We start from the raw sequence: 17914 nt of genomic DNA, 5'->3' as shown, positions 1-17914 counted from the left end.
GTCGAAAATAGGAAAGTCAGGTATACTGTCAGCCTATAAATCCGGAGCCAATACCGCGGCACTGGAGCGCATCAATAACCTTTTATTTCTCTACGGACTCTGCCCTTGGCTGATTGAGATGAGCCGGATAAAATACCTGAACAACCGGGTGGAACAGGATCGCCGAGGCATTAAGCGCATCACAAAGCCGATGCTCGGATTTAAATCATTTGAAACGGCAGTGGCCACGATTGCGGGAATAGATTTACATCGAATGCTTAAAAAGGGACAGATGGAAAATGCCAGAGATATCCCAGCCTGGAAACAGTTTTATTCGTTATGCGCTTTTACTCCGGGTTTGCAAGCCTGATAGGTGTAATTTAATTGAAAGGTTTTACGGCCGGCATAACAGTGATAACGCTGGTGCCCACAACTCCCTTTTCCATGTCCTTTCACATCTTCTGTTTTGTGACAATAACGACAAATCACATCAACTTTAGTCATATTCACCTACCATAAATTACCGCAACATCTAATTATTGGGAGCATGACCGAAATACAGATAGTTCCCCATCGCCGGGAAAAGCCATCCGCATGATGACTATTTTGGTTGATACTTCCGTCTGGGTTGAGCATTCCAAAAACCGGAATGACGGGTTGATTCAGCTAAGAGAGTAACAAAGACATTAATCTATTGATTTAATTATATTTTGTAATTGACTATAAGAGAAGTGTATTTGGAGCGAGTGAAGGGAATCGAACCCTCGTATAGAGCTTGGGAAGCTCTCGTTCTACCATTGAACTACACTCGCATCAACGAAGTGATGGCGTTAAATATATACCTCTTACTGAATCTCAGCAAGTAGTATATCGTTAATATTTGTCTATATTTCAATCGGTTGTTTAAGATTTTTTGATGTATGTAAAAAAGCGCTGTCTGGTTAACCGGACAGCGCTTTTAGCTGGTTTTAATCGAGAAACGATTATTTATGCGTATGTGGACGCATTGCCGGGAACAGGATAACATCACGGATGGTGTGGCTGTCAGTAAACAACATCACCATACGGTCGATACCAATCCCTAAGCCTGCTGTTGGCGGCAAGCCGTGCTCCAACGCAGTAATGTAGTCTTCATCATAGAACATCGCTTCATCATCACCCTGATCTTTCTGGCGAACCTGCTCTGCAAAACGTTCTGCTTGATCTTCCGCGTCGTTCAGCTCCGAGAAGCCATTACCAATTTCACGGCCACCAATGAAGAATTCAAAACGATCAGTAATGAATGGATTATCATCGTTACGGCGTGCCAACGGAGAAACTTCTGCCGGATATTCTGTAATGAACGTCGGCTGAATCAGATGGCTTTCCGCGGTTTCTTCAAAGATTTCACACTGAATACGGCCTAAGCCCCAGCCCTTTTCAACGTCAATACCCAAGGATTTCGCGATAGCAACCGCTTTGTCCATATCATCCAAATCTGCCATGTTGGTTTCTGGACGATATTTGCAGATCGCTTCTTTCATAGTCATCTTGGCAAAAGGCTGACCAAAATCGAATTCCTGTTCGCCGTATTTCACCGATGTTGTACCCAGTACTTCTTGAGTCAGGGTACGGAACAGTTCTTCAGTCAGTACGATCAGATCCTGATAATCCGCGTAAGCCATGTAGAGTTCCATCATCGTGAACTCTGGGTTGTGGCGCGGAGAAACACCTTCATTACGGAAGTTGCGGTTAATTTCGAAAACACGCTCAAAACCACCGACAACCAAACGTTTCAGGTACAGTTCTGGCGCAATACGCAGGTACATGTCGATATCCAACGCGTTATGGTGCGTAATGAATGGACGCGCACTTGCACCACCAGGGATCGCCTGCATCATTGGCGTTTCAACTTCCATAAAACCTTTTTGGATCATGAAGCTGCGTAATGCCGACATCACGCGGGAACGGATCTGGAATGCCTTGCGTGATTCATCGTTCGAGATCAAATCCAAATAACGCTGACGATAGCGAGTTTCCTGATCCGCCAAACCGTGGAATTTATCCGGCAGTGGACGCAATGCCTTAGTCAGCAAACGCAACTCAGTACAATGGATAGAAAGTTCACCCGTTTGGGTTTTGAACAGCTTACCGCGCGCACCTAAAATGTCACCTAAATCCCATTTCTTGAACTGAGTGTTGTAAATGCCTTCCGGTAGGTCATCACGGGAAACATAGATCTGAATGCGCCCCCCCATGTCTTGCAGGGTGGCAAAAGAGGCTTTACCCATGATACGACGTGTCATCATGCGACCAGCAACAGTCACTTCGATGTCAAGCGCTTCCAATTCTTCCTTGGTCTTGTCATCGTATTTAGCATGCAGATCTACGGAAATGTTTTCGCGACGAAAATCATTTGGGAAAGCAATACCGTTACTGCGCAGGGCAGCCAGTTTTTCACGGCGCGTTTTCAGTTCGTTATTTAAATCAGGAGCCTGTTCAGCACCTTGTTGTTGTTGTGACATTTTAGTTCCTCATAGGCCAGCTTTTAAACTTGCTTCAATGAATTTGTCCAGATCCCCATCTAGCACAGATTGAGTATTGCGGGTTTCTACACCAGTACGCAAATCCTTAATGCGAGAATCATCCAAAACGTAAGAGCGAATCTGGCTCCCCCAACCAATGTCCGATTTGTTATCTTCCATTGCTTGTTTATCTGCATTCTTCTTCTGCATTTCCAGTTCGTACAGTTTCGCTTTCAACTGCTTCATCGCCTGGTCTTTGTTTTTATGCTGAGAACGGTCTGTCTGACATTGGGTTACAATACCTGTCGGTACGTGGGTGATACGTACTGCAGATTCGGTTTTGTTAACGTGCTGACCACCAGCACCAGAGGCACGGTATACATCAATGCGTAAATCAGCTGGATTGATTTCGATATCAATATCATCATCCACTTCTGGATAGATAAAGGCAGAACTGAATGATGTATGGCGGCGACCACCTGAATCGAAAGGACTTTTACGTACTAAGCGATGAACGCCCGTCTCTGTACGCAACCAACCGTAAGCATATTCACCCATAATTTTGATGGTGGCAGATTTCAAACCCGCAACATCACCATCAGATTCTTCAATAATTTCTGTCTTAAAGCCTTTGGATTCTGCCCAACGCAGGTACATACGCATCAACATGCTGGCCCAATCCTGCGCTTCTGTACCGCCAGATCCCGCCTGAAGATCCAGATAACAGTTTGCACTGTCATATTGGCCAGAAAACATACGACGGAATTCCAGTTGACCCAGCTTCTCTTCCAGCTGTTCCAACTCAGCGACGGCTTCATTGAAGGTTTCTTCGTCATCAGCTTCAACGGCCAGTTCCAGCAGGCCGTTCACATCTTCCAATCCCTGAGTCAGCTGATCAATGGTTTCTACGATGCTTTCAAGTGATGAACGCTCTTTACCCAACGCCTGTGCCCGTTCCGGTTCATTCCAGACATCAGGCTGTTCGAGTTCAGCATTGACTTCTTCTAAACGTTCTTTCTTGGCATCATAGTCAAAGATACCCCCTCAGAACTGCTGTCCGCTCAGACAGGTCCTGAATGTGATTTTTTACCGGATTAATTTCAAACATATTTCGTGTCTTATACGTTGTGTATTATGAATAAACGATGGTCGCATGGATATTTTCGAACCGTGCATTGTAACGGATCTATCAAGGGGTTCATACCCTTCCCTTTTTAAATGCAACTAGAAACCTAAGTTCATTCAATAGGGCCAAATATGCTGGATCAAAAGCTGAACATCACGATTACCACGAAATTCGTTAATATCCAGTTTATAGGCCAATTCTACTGTTTTGATACTATTATCCGGCCAGCAACTGACATCAATATTAAATGCAATGCCATCTAACATTGGTCCACCATTTAAGGGTTCCAGCATGACTTTTAGGTGCTTTTCACCCACAATACGCTGTTGCAGTAGTTTAAATTTGCCATCAAAAACCGGTTCCGCAAATGCCTGCCCCCACGGACCACCATCACGCAGAATTTCAGCCACTTCCAACGATAACTCTTCCAATGCTAATTCGCCATCGCTCCAAATCACACCTTCAAGTTGGGCTATATCCATCCAGTCAGCGACCAGTTCGGAAAAATAGCGCTGAAAAAGATCAAATTTGTCTTGTTCAATCGACAATCCCGCTGCCATCGCATGACCTCCAAATTTCAACATCAGTCCTGGATGCAGAGTATCAAGACGTTCAAGTGCATCTCGCATATGTAAGCCATTTACGGAACGCCCAGAGCCTTTCAAAGTGCCATCACCTGCCGGAGCAAAAGCAATGACTGGGCGATGAAAACGCTCTTTAATACGTGATGCCAAAATACCCACTACCCCCTGATGCCATTCGGGATGATAAATGGCTAATCCGTAAGGTAGCTGGGTATGGGTTCGCTCGATTTTATCGCAGATCTGCAAGGCTTCTTGCTGCATACCCTGTTCGATTTCCCGACGGGTTTGGTTCAAGCCATCCAACTCGCAAGCAATCTGGCGGGCTTGCGCCATGTCATCAGTCAGTAATAATGCTACCCCAACGGACATATCATCCAGACGTCCGGCGGCATTTAAGCGTGGCCCCAACGCAAATCCCAAATCACTGGCGGCCAATTTTGTCGCATCCCGTTTGGAAACTTCGAGCAGCGCCCGTATTCCCGCACAGCAACGCCCTGCCCGAATGCGATTGAGTCCTTGATATACCAGAATGCGATTATTGGTATCGAGGGGAACCACGTCAGCCACTGTACCTAATGCCACTAAGTCCAGCAGTTCCGCCAAATTGGGTAATGGAATACCTTGTTGCTCAAACCATGCCAGTTTGCGCAATTCAGCCCTGAGTGCAGACATCAGATAAAATGCAACACCAACCCCTGCCAACGCCTTAGAAGGAAAAGCGCAGTCAACTAAATTAGGATTCATAATGGCATCTGCGGCTGGTAATGTTTCGCCCGGTAAATGGTGATCGGTGACGATCACCTTGATGCCATGTTGATGTGCCACGGCTACACCATCATGGGATGAGATCCCATTATCCACGGTGATAATCAGATCTGCGCTTCTTTTGACAACTTCATCAACCACCTGAGCGCTTAATCCATAACCATCTTCAAAACGGTTTGGCACAAGATAATCAAGGTTGCGATATCCCATTGCCCGCAAAGCGCGGATGCTCAAAGCGGTACTGGTTGCTCCATCTGCATCAAAATCGCCAACTACCACGATGCGCCAATGTTCATGTAATGCAGTGACCAATAGGGTAACAGCCTGCTCAATACCATTGAAGGATTGGTAATTGAGGAGTCCCTTTGCACTACGCTCCAGTTCATCAACTTGCTGTATACCACGCATAGCATATAAACGGCGCAATAACGGATGGATATCGTTGGGAAGATGACAAGGATCCGCCACCGGTCGGCGGCGGAGTTGTATTTTTCTACTCACAGTTTCTTATTCACTGATTTTTTATTCACGAATTTTTGTATTTACTGAATGGGAACATAAACAATTTCAATTAATCGTCATGGTGTTCCAACGCAGCCAATAAATCTTTCGGTGACAAATAACCACCGAGCACGCTGCCATCTTTTAGGACGATAGCCGGTGTGCCCTGAACACCAAACTGCAAGCCTAACTGATATTGTTTAGCAATATCTGCCTTACACTCTTTAATTGGGGAGATATTTTCACCTTTGAAAGCAGCATTCAGTGATTTATTCGGTGTTGCACTGCACCAAATAGACTGCATATCTTTAGCTGACTGGTGTTGCAAACCATGACGAGGAAACGCCAGGTAACGGACAGTAATCCCCAATTCGTTGTATTCTTGCATACTCTCATGCAATTTACGGCAATAGCCACAGGTAATATCAGTAAAAACAGTAACAACATGTTTTTCTTTTGGCGCTTTGTAAATAATCATTTGATTTTTCAAAGCTTCCAATTTTTTAACCAGAACCTGGTTGCTGATATTTTTGGGTACTTTGCCACTAACATCATAAAGTGGCCCTTGTAATAGGTACTTACCATCATCCGATAGGTAAATAATGCCATGCTCAGTTAATATTGAACTCACACCGGGTAGTGGTGATGGCGTGATACTTTCTGCCTTAATTCCCATTTTAGACAATGTGTTATTGATAGCACTCTCATCAGCAAAGGCGTTGCTGGCAACAGCAGTCAACAGTAATGAAAGGCAAAACGCGATCTTCTTCATTATTTGTTCCTTTATTTTCACTTAATCCCGCAGTTACCCACGGGGGTGATGTTGTTGATGCAGCACTTTGAGACGTTCGGTGGCTACATGGGTGTAAATCTGGGTTGTGGAGAGGTCACTATGACCTAATAACATCTGCACAACACGTAAGTCTGCACCATGATTAAGTAAATGTGTTGCAAAAGCATGGCGTAAAACATGGGGTGACAAGCGTTCAGCATCAATGCTTGCCAATACGGCATAGTGTTTGATCCGATGCCAGAACGTCTGGCGTGTCATCTGCGTTCCGCGCTTACTGGGGAAAAATACATCAGATACAGAACCATTCAATAGCCACGAGCGTCCATATTCCAGATATTTTTCCAGCCAATAAACAGCCTCTTCTCCCAAAGGAACCAACCTTTCCTTATTGCCCTTCCCCACAATTCTGATCACTCCCTGGCGTAAACTCACATCAGATAAGGTCAGGCCAACCAGTTCTGAAACTCGCAATCCGCAAGCATAAAGCACTTCCAGCATGGCTTTATCTCGCAATTCGAGTGGTTGGTCAACCAAAGGCGCGTTTAGCAAATCCCCAACTTGTTTTTCACTTAAATCCTTGGGCAGACGTTTAGGCAATTTAGGCGCAGATAATAATGCTGTTGGATCATCTTCCCGCATTCTTTCACGATATAGATACTGAAACAACCGCCGCATTGCACTCAACAAGCGGGCTGAACTACTGGCTTTATAACCGCCATCCACTCGCTCAGCTAAAAACGACTGTAATTCTATCGACTGTACTGAAAGTAAATCGTGATCATAATGCATCAACCAATTGTTCAAAGCTTGTAAATCAAGCCGATAAGAAGCCAGGGTGTTTTCGGCCAGATCTTTTTCCAGCCAGATAGTATCGAGAAATTGCTCTATCAGGGGATTAGCCGATGGGGGATTATCTAATAGGTTATGTTTTTTTGGCATTATTTCTCTTTATTCCTTCTTTTTGTCTGCCCATCTGTGCCTTCCAATCGGGCTATTATGCCTGAAAAAGCAATTATTCTGTTACAATACCGATCTTGATATTCGAAATTCCCTGATAACTTAATGATGAAAATTGGTCTCTTTTACGGCTCTAGTACCTGCTATACAGAAATGGTAGCAGAAAAAATACGCGATATACTCGGTGAAGATCTGATCGACCTGCATGATGTCAAGGATTGTGATCCCTGCTTGATGGAAGAATATTCTGTCCTGATCCTCGGTATCCCGACTTGGGATTTCGGCGAATTACAGGAGGATTGGCAGGCTATTTGGGATCGACTTCCCTCGTTAGATCTGGCAGGAAAAATCGTTGCTATGTATGGCATGGGTGATCAGATCGATTATGGCGAGTGGTTTCTGGATGCATTGGGAATGCTGTATCACCATCTGCTACCAACGGGTGTACAGTTTATAGGGTTTTGGCCAACAGACGGTTATGAATTTACCAGCCCGAAACCGTTGTCCGAAGATGGCAAACATTTTGTCGGGCTGGCTCTGGATGATGTGAACCAATTCGAACAAACAGATGAACGCTTAGGTGAATGGTGCATGCAGATATTGTCTGAAATGGAAGCGTTGTTTTAGCCATCATCACCGTCCAGGGTATTGGCGCATCAATTGATTCAAATGACGCCAGGCCGCGGGCGACATACTATCTGATGCTATCCATAACCGAACGTACCTATTTTCTGCCTGACTAAATGCATGGAGCATAACCATCATCCCATAGCGATGGAGCCACGGGGGCTGGGCGATACGCCAGGCAGCTTTTTGCCAATGCACTTTGTTGCCTTCGAACAATACCAACTGCCCCTGACACTGCCGGATATTTTTCTGGCTCCACGCCAAGCTACTTATAACGATGGCAAACAGTGGAAACCAGAAAAATAAAAGCCCCAAAAAAGCACTGTAAATCGGCCAAGGTGCCAGCAAAGCAGCAATTACGACTGCACCATGTACGCCCGTGGAAAACAGGCGAGTCTGGCGAGACGCCCTTAATTTATTGTTCCACAGGACCACGGGCTTGGTTTCTGCTCTGGATCAATTTCACCATATGGTACAGTTCATCATCTTCGGGCCGTCCATGATTCATCAGCCAATTGAAAAGATCAGGATCGGGGCACTCCAGCAAACGAACGAAAATCCGTTTGTCATCATCACCCAATGAATCATATTCATATTCAAAAAATGGCATGATAGAAATATCCAGTTCACGCATTCCACGACGACATGCCCAGTGAATACGTGCTTTATTCTCAATATCCATGTTTAAAAAGCCTCTTTATCATTTTCATTCGTGCCATTAAGACGGTAAGCAGATTATCAACGATTCTGGGCTGTTTTTCATCATCTGCCTCGGTGAGATCACAAGATATATCGATAAGATGCGAAGCCTATCGCAACAAATTGACCATGCATGCCTTATCTGTAAATAACAAGCATAATCCCTTTGCATTAAACCGCATCTCTTTTACCATTAGTGTTATTTCTTAGTTAGTTTACTGGCAGGAGCTGCTATGACTTACCACACACCGTTTTCTGCACAAGATCCATCCCCTTCGGCAACACTACCACTGACTTTAATTTCCCTTGATGATTGGGGGATAGTGACAGCCATTGGTGCTGATGCGAAAAAGTATCTGCAAGGTCAGATTACAGCCGATCTGACTTCCCTGAATGATAACCAGCACGTATTAACTGCCCATTGTGATGCCAAGGGCAAGATGTGGAGTAACTTACGCCTGTTTCAGCGTGGTGAAGGTTTTGCCTATATTGAACGCCGTTCATTGTTGGAAACCCAATTAACCGAATTGAAAAAGTATGCTGTGTTTTCCAAAGTAACACTTGCCAAAGATGAAGCAAATATCTTGCTCGGTATCGCTGGCACAGGAAGCCGGGAAGCGCTGACTCCCCTCTTTCCAACCCTGCCTGATACCGAATCTCCTGTTATCCAACACGAAGCTACCACCCTCCTCCACTTCGCCCTTCCCGCTGAACGTTTCCTTATCGTCACGGACAACACAACTGCCGCTAAATTAACCGAAACGTTAATCGCAACATGTCAACCGCAGTTGAATGACAGCCAGCAATGGCTGGCGTTGGAAATTGAAGCAGGGTTCCCAGTGATTGATGCTGCCAGCAGCGCACAATTTATTCCACAGGCCACCAACCTTCAAGCAATCGAAAATAGTATCTGCTTCAAGAAAGGCTGTTATACCGGTCAGGAAATGGTAGCCAGAGCCAAATATCGTGGAGCAAACAAGCGAGCCATGTACTGGCTGGCAGGTAATGCTGCTTTCCTGCCGGCTGTTGGCGATGATTTGGAATGGCAATTGGGCGAGAAATGGCGTCGAACCGGTTCAGTATTGGCGGCAGTCAAACTGGTTGATGGCTCAATCTGGGTACAAGTGGTCATGAATAATGATATGGAAGCAGGGAGCGTATTTCGTATTCGTGATGATGAAAGTAGTACTCTTACCATTCAAACATTGCCTTATTCACTAGACGAAGAAAAATAACTATTGAGGTTTTTGTATGTCATTAGCTGTACCTCCTGTTGATTTCGGCCCTTTTACCGATGTCATTGCGTTTCTTATGGAACTGGATCAATTAAAATATGTCCATCGCAAGACCAAGTTATTGAATAATGCGCGCCATGAAAACTCCGCTGAACATAGCTGGCATTTTGCCATTGCTGTGCTTGGTTTTGCTCCTTATGCCGGAGATGTGGATATTAGCCGCGTCATGCAGATGGCTTTGATTCATGACATTGTTGAGATCGATACGGGTGATGTTATCGCGTTCGATCTGGCTGCCCGTGAAGCCATTCACGAACATGAAGTGAAAGCGGCTAACCGTATTTTTGGCTTACTGCCGGAAACCCAGGGAAAATATTTTCTGGAACTGTGGCACGAATACGAAGATGCCATCACGCCAGAAGCACGTTTTGCTAAAACCCTCGATAGAATTATGCCGGTATTTATGAACCTGCATAACCAAGGACAGAGTTGGGTCGAAAATAATATTCGCTTTGAGCAAGCTTACAACCTGCTCCATTTTGTTTCCGAAAGTTATCCTGAACTATGGAAATACCTGCTGCTACAATTGGAAGCAGCAAAAGAAAAAGGTTGGTTGAAATAATTTTTCGCTTTTTCTCTTCGAAACCAAGCTGTCAGCTACAAACTGGCAGCTTTAAAATACTTTCTTACGCGCATTCAATTAGCTGATGTGATGGCAGTAAAAATGGTCTGCAACAGACAGAATCAAATGCAATATGTCGCTACGAGCCATATGGGCTTGAATTGAACAACAATCCCATGAAACATTGGATTAATGAGCGCTATAGAGAATGAATCCGCAAGTTTCAGACGTGCAAATTTCTCACACTTAGCTTTCAGTTTTTCCTCAAGGCAACGTGTCCCCTCCCCCCTATTTCAATCGCTGTCGAGGTGCAAGTGGGTTTGGTATAAGTGATTGAGGTTTAGGACTGTATATTAATTGTGTGACTGCTCCCCGCCCTGTCGAGGGTGTCGTAAAAGGGGGGGGGATATAAGGCGTACCTGATAATAACAGCATAACTATTTTACCAGTTAGTCAATAATCGAATTTCAACTTGCCAGATCACATCAATCAGTAAATTGATATCATGACCAAAATAGGAATAGAAAAAACATGCCTATATTTCACAAGGATCTTGATGAAATCGTTAACGTTAAACATGGCTTATTTTTTCAGGTTTTCTAAGCAAATACCAAGTAATCAAAACGACAATGCCTGTCAATATTGCGGTAGACCAACTTGTCATATGAATAGCATGGGTAAAAGAGAACTCTGCTGAATTTACCAATCGCTGCCTTGCTGTATCTGCCAACGAATCAGCAACTGTATAAGCGCCGGCCAAAGTTTCCAGCGCTAATTTGGTTTGATCTTGAGAAATGGCATCAGGCAGTTTTAGGTTCAACCGATAAAAAGCTGTTAATAATCCACCGATAATAGTTGTCCCAAAAACAACGCCAACTTCATATGCTGTTTCACTGATTGCCGAAGCGGAGCCAGTTTTCGAAGAGGGTACAGCTGAAAGTATTAATTCATTGGAAACAGAAGCAATCGCACCTATACCTGAACACAACAATACAAAAGTTATGATAATGGAAGTCAGACTACTACCCACCCAAGCTATCAGTAAAAATGCCAAGCCCGCCAAAGCGAGCAGCAGAGGTAGTAACCAGTATGCCGGAACTCTCTTAGCAACAGGCACGATTACCATCCCAACCACAACTGCCATTATTTGCCCTGGAACCAACGCAAAACTAGCTAACAGAGGTTCTATACTTAACACTATTTGTAGAAACTGGGTAGCAAAAAAGACAAAACCAACTAATAGACCTAAGCTTAGCAAGTTCACCATAACTGAACCGACAAATACACCATTATGGAACAGCGAAATATCCATCAGTGGTACAGGTAACTTGTGTTGTCTACGTATAAAACTTCTTCCACTCATCAAACCGATCGCTGATGCAGCGATAGCTTCAATTCCAACTCCATTACTAGCGATATGCTTAATGGCATACACAATACCTATCATCGCGATAATCGATAATAAAACGCTATAACCATCAATAAACCCTGTTTGTTTGTCAGATGCAGGCAATAAAATGGGACCAAAAATTAATAGGGGTATCAATACGGGAACAGCCAGCAAGAAAATGGAATTCCAGTTGAAATATTGCAATAAGACACCGCCAATGATCGGCTCTAGCGCTGAACCAACGGTAAGAGTGGTTGCCCAAATAGCAACGGCAACACAACGCTGTTCACGATCAACAAAAAGACAACTAATCAAGGCCAATGTTGATGGCATCAGCATTGCACCAAAAAAACCAAGAGCTGCGCGGCCAACAATCAGCTGTTCTGGCGATGTGGATAATGCGGTTAAAACTGAAATAATAGTGAACCCCAACGATCCCAACAACAATAACATCCGGTGACCGACACGATCGCCAATACTTCCCATAGAAACCAGCAATCCTGCCAGGACTAAAGAATAAGCATCTATTATCCATAACGCGATGCTCAACTTTAGCTCCCTATAACATGGGCTTGTTGAAGCCAGTCGCGTTGACTTTTACCTTGTTTAAAATTGGCAAAAATACCCAGTGTATGAGAAAGCAGTTTTCTGGCTATTCGATTACTCAAATGCCACAAATCCCGTGCCCAGCACTTCTCGATAGCAAATTGCCCAGCGAGTTGACCAATGACGGTTTCAATTAAGCGCCGTTTGGCATTAATGCGCTTTCTTGTTTCTCTGGGGACTGGGTCATCCATATTGGCACGCACCGGGGCTATCATTTCAATACCCGACTGCTTCATTTCCTCTTGAAATTCAAAACTTAAATAACCTTTATCGCCGAGCAAACAGCCTTTTATTGGGCTAGTCAAGTCCCAGACCGCTTCACGCTCACTGACATTGGCGGGCGTCAATGTGAATCCCGTTACTACGCCAGTTTCATCTATCATGAGATGCCCTTTAAAGCCGTAGTAAGTTTCGTTTTTGGCGGCGCAGTACCCATAATCAGCTTGTCCTTTAAAGCTGGCACTGCCTTTCGCTCTTTTGAATCCACAGATGGGCAACGGAAATCCGTCGACAATATGTACCGGCCTATCGAACGCACCCAATAACCTCGCCAGCTTTTCTTGCAGCTTTTGTTTAACAGCCCAAAGATTCGCAACCTGTTTAGCAAAATTGGCGCGTGAACCCAGTCCCGGAAACCACTCGCACCAGTGATCACGAAAGTACGTCCAAATTCCTTTATCCGTTGAAAAGCCTAAGAATTCACCTACCACTTCCATCGTGATGGCTTCCGCATCGCTCAGCTTAGGTGGGTATCCCCGGCTTCTGAATCGAGAGCTTTGCTGTAACGCCGTTAAATTATCGTCTACCCAACAAAACACCCAAATGATAAAATCTTGCTGTGACATAGCCTTTGTTCCTTTATTTCTCTCAGTTTGGCGACTTAAAGTTATAAAGGAGCGGCTATGTCATTTCAACTCACCATAAAAGTCGAGCATCGCGTTATCCATAATTGCTGATTAGCACTCGGCTCCAACGCTCTGGCTATTTTTGGCAAAGCAAATCCCAAGATGGTATTGTCCACCGTCACTAATAAAACGGGTAACATTAACACTAACAATCCAAACCAGCTACGTAATCCAGCTTGTTTATTCAAACTGATATTCTTATTCAATGACATCACCTATAACTCCTACGGTCATAGTTTAATTATGAAAAAGAAATGCCATAAATTGGTTATAACCAATGCAACCTTTTTCATATTTTCTAAGATTTATAAGATTATTGGAGGAATAATGTATACGCATTAAACTTCAAGTTGCAATTTACAACACTCTATGAAACCTGATTTCTTCCCGCTTCGCGGGAAGAAATCACACTCATCTTGAAGTTAGATTGGTATAAATTATGAAATCACTAAACAATAAAAGTATGTTATTAATAAAAAACAGACAATTATTTTAATGATTAAGGAGATGGGTTAACGCTGGCTAACTGTAAAAATAATAAAACTCCATCCACACCGGTACGTTAGTGGAAGTTGTTTGAGATAGAAATTTATGTGAAATTTGAAGCATCGTCATAGTAAGAATGTCCAAGATAATTCCATAACCAACTGATTTATTTTCATCAGTTTTGAACGTACTTTCTTAAGAGCCAATTATACTTTCTCGATTAATAATATTGAAAAAATAAAAATAATCAATTAAATTTATTCGACCTACATCATGTTTTAGCCCATTTTATGAAAAAAGGGCATTAGTGATAAATAAATTAGAGGATTGTAGCCCAGCCAGGTTGAATATTTTACTTTGGGACATACAAGTAATACAGAAATCTGCAAACTTACCATGAATACTGGCAAAAGGTTGATAGTGCTTACCCATGGTCAAAATCAAATATTGATGTATTTCATCAGAAAAAACCATCATGCCGTGACGTAAATAAACATCGTTAACTCTTCTTTACTCCATACAGATCTGTTGGATTATGTGTATATAACCAATATTAATCGGCATCCATAATTTATGATTTATCTTATACGTATTAAACATAAAGATATTAAATATTATTTAAATAAAAATTTCATTGATAAAAAAACAGTGTCAGAAATATTTCTGACACTGTTTTCGTTGAGTCTCGTTAATTTATTTATAACTAACGATAATCTTCAATTGGCGCACAAGAGCAATGTAAATTACGATCACCGTAAACATCATCAAGACGTTTAACTGTCGGCCAATATTTATTGGCTTTCGTTTCCGCCGTTGGGAAAACGGCAACTTCACGGCTATATGCATGATCCCAATCAGAAACAAGTTCAGCCTGAACGTGCGGCGCATTAACCAATGGGTTGTCTTCCAAAGGCCATTCTCCACTTGCCACTTTGCTGATCTCTTGCCGAATTGCCAGCATTGCATCAATAAAGCGATCAATTTCAACTTTACTCTCTGATTCCGTTGGTTCAACCATCAGAGTTCCCGCAACCGGGAATGACATGGTTGGTGCATGGAAACCGTAGTCAATCAAACGCTTGGCGATATCCATCTCGCTGATACCGAATTCTTCTTTCAGTGGACGAATGTCCAGAATACATTCGTGAGCAACATAGCCATTACGTCCGGTATAGAGGATCTCATAAGCCCCTTTCAGGCGGCTTGCAATGTAGTTGGCATTCAAGATCGCAACCTGGCTGGCTTGTTTCAGCCCTTGTGCTCCCATCATGCGAATATACATCCAGCTAATCGGCAGGATAGAGGCACTACCAAACGGTGCTGCGGATACCGCACCTAATGTCGTAACTTCATCCATTTCCACTACGGAATGGCCCGGCACAAATGGCGCAAGATGTTTTTTCACGCCAATTGGCCCCATGCCTGGACCACCACCGCCGTGTGGGATACAGAAGGTTTTATGCAAGTTCAGATGCGAAACATCTGCGCCAATAAAGCCCGGTGTAGTAATACCCACTTGTGCGTTCATGTTCGCGCCATCAAGGTAAACCTGACCACCGTTTTGGTGAATAATTTCGCAAATCTCACGAATGGTTTCTTCATAAACACCGTGAGTTGATGGGTAAGTCACCATGATACAAGCAAGATTGTCACTGTGTTTTTCTGCTTTTTCACGCAAATCAGCCAGATCGATGTTGCCTTCTTTATCACAGTTCACAACAATCACCGTCATACCCGCCATATGAGCAGATGCCGGGTTTGTACCATGCGCAGAGCTTGGGATTAAGCAAATATGGCGATGTTGTTCTCCACGGCTGGCGTAATAGCGACGAATTGCCAGCAAGCCCGCATATTCTCCCTGTGCGCCAGAATTAGGCTGCATACAGAATGCGTCATATCCGGTCAGCAATACCAGCCAATGGGAAAGCTGGCTGATCATCTGGTGATAACCCTGGGCTTGTTCTGGCGGGCAGAAAGGATGCATATCGGTAAATTCAGGCCAGGTAATCGGCATGATCTCCGCTGCTGCATTCAGCTTCATGGTACATGAACCCAACGGGATCATGGCTTGATTCAGCGCCAGATCTTTACGCTCCAGACTGTGCATATAACGCATCATGTCGGTTTCACTGTGGTAACGACGGAAATTATCATGTGCTAAAATTTCGTCATTACGCAACATGGCGGCTGGAATAGATTGGCTGCCTGTCGCAACTTCACGATCAAGAGCATCAATATCCAGGACTGAATCAGAACCTGTTATCACTTGATACAGGGTTAATAGATCATCACGGCTGGTTTTTTCACTCAAGGATACACCGACAGCACCAAGAATATCAGTACGTAAGTTAATCTGTGCTTTAGCCGCTCTTGCCAGTACCTGAGCCTTATCTGATACCTCAATCGCTAATGTATCAAACCATGTCTTATGACGTAGTGTGATACCCGCCTTTTGCAAACCAACAGCCAGAATATCTGTCAATCGGTGAATACGGTTGGCAATGCGCTTCAAACCTTCAGAACCGTGATAAACAGCGTACATTCCCGCAATATTGGCCAGTAAAACTTGCGAGGTACAAATATTGGAATTCGCTTTTTCACGGCGAATATGCTGTTCGCGGGTTTGCATCGCCATACGCAATGCTCTGTTACCCGCAGCATCACGGGAAACACCGATAATACGACCCGGCATAGAGCGTTTGAATTCATCTCTGCATGCAAAGAAAGCGGCATGAGGGCCGCCATATCCCATCGGTACACCAAAACGCTGTGCAGAACCAAATACAATATCAGCACCTTGTTTACCCGGCGCGGTCAATATGACCAATGCCATGAAATCCGCGGCAACGCTGACAATGATTTTACGCTCTTTCAGTTTTGCAATCAGGTCACTGTAATCATGGACTTCACCCGTCGTTCCCGTTTGTTGCAGCAGGACACCAAAGATCCCTTCCAGTTCCAGTGCTTTTTCTGCTTTATCAACAATGACTTCAAATCCAAATGTTTCAGCACGGGTACGCACTACATCCAACGTTTGTGGGTGAATATCATCTGCCACAAAGAAACGTTCAGCGCTTTTCAGCTTGCTGATCCGCTTTGCCATTGCCATCGCTTCTGCGGCAGCTGTTGCTTCATCCAATAGTGAAGCTGAAGCAAGATCTAAGCCTGTCAGGTCAATGGTGACTTGCTGAAAGTTCAACAAGGCTTCTAAGCGGCCTTGAGAGACTTCTGGTTGATAAGGGGTATATGCGGTATACCAGCCCGGATTTTCCAGCAAATTACGCAAAATCACGGGAGGAAGAATGGCGGGTGAGTAACCCATACCAATATACGATTGATAGCGCTGATTCTGATTTGCTATCGCTTTCAATTCAGCCAATGCCTGTTGTTCAGTCACTCCCTCACCAAGCGCAGGAGGCTCTGATAATGCGATATCACGGGGAACGATTTTATCGGTCAGATCATCAAGAGAATTTGCACCTATTATCGCCAGCATCTCTGTTTGCTGTTCAGCTGAAGAACCAATGTGGCGACGAATGAATTCACCTTGGTGTTCAAGTTGGATTAATGTCTGAGTCATTGATGATAATTTCCTGAAACTAGCTATGCCTTTTATCTTTCAAGTTACCGTCTTGTTGTCTATCACTTGAAATCTATTGGCTATAAAAAAACAGCACAAAAAAACGCCCCATTCACAATGTGATATGGGGCGATTCAAAATAATTACTCGTCTTCTTCCAAGAGTGACCGATAACTTTCGGCATCAAGCAAATTAGCGAGTTCACTCTCATCAGCTATTTTAACGCGGAACAACCAACCTTCGTTATAGGGTTCACTGTTCACTAATTCGGGAGAATTTTCCAGGTCAGGGTTAACCGCGATAATCTTACCACTCACCGGTGCATAGATATCAGAAGCCGCTTTGACTGACTCTACAACAGCACAATCATCACCACTATTTACTTCTGTGCCTATTTCCGGCAAATCAACAAATACCATATCGCCCAATAACTTCTGGGCATGTTCGGTAATACCTACGGTATATTCACCATTGCCTTCCGAGCGAACCCACTCATGTGATTCTGTATATTTCAATTCTGCTGGTACATGACTCATCGTTGCCTTCTCCTTGTTT

Annotated in this window: 15 protein-coding genes, 1 tRNA gene and 2 pseudogenes; 4 read left to right on the top strand and 14 right to left on the bottom strand. The window is 43.9% G+C overall.

All coding sequences use genetic code 11. The features are described 5' to 3' along the window. Positions 1-37: 37 nt before the first annotated feature. Positions 38-349, top strand: a pseudogene (locus AAC853_RS11145) (DDE-type integrase/transposase/recombinase); the annotation flags it as partial. Here the strand turns inward: AAC853_RS11145 and AAC853_RS11140 are convergent. From AAC853_RS11140 to xerD, 7 genes and pseudogenes are all read right to left on the bottom strand, one after another. Continuing rightward, positions 325-483: pseudogene (locus tag AAC853_RS11140) on the bottom strand (IS1 family transposase); the annotation flags it as partial. The pseudogenes AAC853_RS11145 and AAC853_RS11140 overlap by 25 nt on opposite strands. 234 nt (positions 484-717) lie before the next feature. After that, positions 718-791: transfer RNA gene (locus tag AAC853_RS11135), tRNA-Gly, on the bottom strand. A 171-nt stretch (positions 792-962) separates the two neighbouring features. After that, the gene (lysS, locus tag AAC853_RS11130) at positions 963-2483 is read right to left on the bottom strand and encodes a lysine--tRNA ligase (RefSeq protein WP_273570444.1); all 1521 of its coding nucleotides are present in this window, start codon (positions 2481-2483) and stop codon (positions 963-965) included. A gap of 9 nt (positions 2484-2492) precedes the next feature. Next, positions 2493-3591, bottom strand: a protein-coding gene (prfB, locus tag AAC853_RS11125) for a peptide chain release factor 2 (RefSeq protein ID WP_189760350.1) whose coding sequence is annotated in 2 segments (ribosomal slippage) — positions 2493-3515 and positions 3517-3591 — 1098 coding nt in all. Because the reading frame shifts where the segments join, the coding sequence is not laid out codon by codon here. A gap of 134 nt (positions 3592-3725) precedes the next feature. Further along, positions 3726-5459 (bottom strand): single-stranded-DNA-specific exonuclease RecJ, encoded by a 1734-nt coding sequence (gene recJ, locus AAC853_RS11120; RefSeq protein ID WP_340614601.1) that lies wholly within the window; start codon positions 5457-5459, stop codon positions 3726-3728. Between the two features lie 70 nt (positions 5460-5529). Next, positions 5530-6231, bottom strand: a complete 702-nt coding sequence (gene dsbC / locus AAC853_RS11115; RefSeq protein WP_338884777.1) for a bifunctional protein-disulfide isomerase/oxidoreductase DsbC — start codon at positions 6229-6231, stop codon at positions 5530-5532. A 33-nt stretch (positions 6232-6264) separates the two neighbouring features. After that, a complete protein-coding gene (xerD, locus tag AAC853_RS11110; RefSeq protein WP_340614600.1) occupies positions 6265-7191 on the bottom strand; it encodes a site-specific tyrosine recombinase XerD in 927 nt (308 codons plus the stop codon). Between the two features lie 126 nt (positions 7192-7317). On the opposite strand from xerD, the gene fldB reads away from it, so the two are divergent. Continuing rightward, positions 7318-7836 (top strand): flavodoxin FldB, encoded by a 519-nt coding sequence (fldB, locus tag AAC853_RS11105; RefSeq protein ID WP_340614842.1) that lies wholly within the window; start codon positions 7318-7320, stop codon positions 7834-7836. Between the two features lie 6 nt (positions 7837-7842). On the opposite strand, the gene AAC853_RS11100 is transcribed toward fldB, so the two are convergent. Continuing rightward, positions 7843-8271 carry a protein YgfX gene (locus AAC853_RS11100; RefSeq protein ID WP_340614599.1) on the bottom strand — a complete coding sequence of 143 codons (429 nt, stop codon included), beginning with the start codon at positions 8269-8271 and terminating at the stop codon, positions 7843-7845. Beyond that, on the bottom strand, positions 8252-8518 hold the full coding sequence (gene sdhE / locus AAC853_RS11095) for an FAD assembly factor SdhE (RefSeq protein ID WP_338804699.1): 267 nt from the start codon (positions 8516-8518) through the stop codon (positions 8252-8254). Before sdhE ends, AAC853_RS11100 begins: the two co-directional genes overlap by 20 nt. 250 nt (positions 8519-8768) lie before the next feature. Between sdhE and ygfZ the strand changes: the two genes are divergently transcribed. Further along, a complete protein-coding gene (gene ygfZ / locus AAC853_RS11090) occupies positions 8769-9770 on the top strand; it encodes a tRNA-modifying protein YgfZ (RefSeq protein ID WP_340614598.1) in 1002 nt (333 codons plus the stop codon). A gap of 16 nt (positions 9771-9786) precedes the next feature. Continuing rightward, complete coding sequence (locus AAC853_RS11085) at positions 9787-10392, top strand: HD domain-containing protein (RefSeq protein WP_338884772.1); 606 nt, start codon at positions 9787-9789, stop codon at positions 10390-10392. 571 nt (positions 10393-10963) lie between these two features. On the opposite strand, the gene AAC853_RS11080 is transcribed toward AAC853_RS11085, so the two are convergent. The 5 genes from AAC853_RS11080 to gcvH all read right to left on the bottom strand — a co-directional run bounded on the left by AAC853_RS11080 (position 10964) and on the right by gcvH (position 17895). After that, positions 10964-12331, bottom strand: a complete 1368-nt coding sequence (locus AAC853_RS11080; protein WP_340614597.1) for an MFS transporter — start codon at positions 12329-12331, stop codon at positions 10964-10966. A gap of 2 nt (positions 12332-12333) precedes the next feature. Continuing rightward, positions 12334-13233: an IS982 family transposase gene (locus AAC853_RS11075; protein ID WP_340614596.1), complete on the bottom strand. Its 900-nt coding sequence runs from the start codon at positions 13231-13233 to the stop codon at positions 12334-12336. A gap of 65 nt (positions 13234-13298) precedes the next feature. Continuing rightward, complete coding sequence (locus AAC853_RS11070) at positions 13299-13505, bottom strand: hypothetical protein (RefSeq protein WP_340614595.1); 207 nt, start codon at positions 13503-13505, stop codon at positions 13299-13301. 977 nt (positions 13506-14482) lie between these two features. Further along, positions 14483-17359 carry an aminomethyl-transferring glycine dehydrogenase gene (gene gcvP, locus AAC853_RS11065; protein ID WP_340614594.1) on the bottom strand — a complete coding sequence of 959 codons (2877 nt, stop codon included), beginning with the start codon at positions 17357-17359 and terminating at the stop codon, positions 14483-14485. A 143-nt stretch (positions 17360-17502) separates the two neighbouring features. Then, positions 17503-17895, bottom strand: a complete 393-nt coding sequence (gcvH, locus tag AAC853_RS11060; protein WP_338884764.1) for a glycine cleavage system protein GcvH — start codon at positions 17893-17895, stop codon at positions 17503-17505. Between the last annotated feature and the right edge of the window lie 19 nt (positions 17896-17914).

The sequence above is a fragment of the Xenorhabdus thailandensis genome, from assembly GCF_037996785.1.
Taxonomy (GTDB): Bacteria; Pseudomonadota; Gammaproteobacteria; order Enterobacterales; family Enterobacteriaceae; genus Xenorhabdus; species Xenorhabdus griffiniae.
This window is presented reverse-complemented; position numbering and strand designations above follow the sequence as displayed.

Excerpts from the sequence above, each read along its gene's own strand:
- lysS (WP_273570444.1), bottom strand. The coding sequence starts at position 2,483 with ATGTCACAACAACAACAAGGTGCTGAACAGGCTCCTGATTTAAATAAC.
- gcvP (WP_340614594.1), bottom strand. The coding sequence starts at position 17,359 with ATGACTCAGACATTAATCCAACTTGAACACCAAGGTGAATTCATTCGT.
- gcvH (WP_338884764.1), bottom strand. The coding sequence starts at position 17,895 with ATGAGTCATGTACCAGCAGAATTGAAATATACAGAATCACATGAGTGG.
- sdhE (WP_338804699.1), bottom strand. The coding sequence starts at position 8,518 with ATGGATATTGAGAATAAAGCACGTATTCACTGGGCATGTCGTCGTGGA.
- ygfZ (WP_340614598.1), top strand. The coding sequence starts at position 8,769 with ATGACTTACCACACACCGTTTTCTGCACAAGATCCATCCCCTTCGGCA.
- AAC853_RS11070 (WP_340614595.1), bottom strand. The coding sequence starts at position 13,505 with ATGTCATTGAATAAGAATATCAGTTTGAATAAACAAGCTGGATTACGT.
- dsbC (WP_338884777.1), bottom strand. The coding sequence starts at position 6,231 with ATGAAGAAGATCGCGTTTTGCCTTTCATTACTGTTGACTGCTGTTGCC.
- AAC853_RS11085 (WP_338884772.1), top strand. The coding sequence starts at position 9,787 with ATGTCATTAGCTGTACCTCCTGTTGATTTCGGCCCTTTTACCGATGTC.
- AAC853_RS11075 (WP_340614596.1), bottom strand. The coding sequence starts at position 13,233 with ATGTCACAGCAAGATTTTATCATTTGGGTGTTTTGTTGGGTAGACGAT.
- fldB (WP_340614842.1), top strand. The coding sequence starts at position 7,318 with ATGAAAATTGGTCTCTTTTACGGCTCTAGTACCTGCTATACAGAAATG.
- xerD (WP_340614600.1), bottom strand. The coding sequence starts at position 7,191 with ATGCCAAAAAAACATAACCTATTAGATAATCCCCCATCGGCTAATCCC.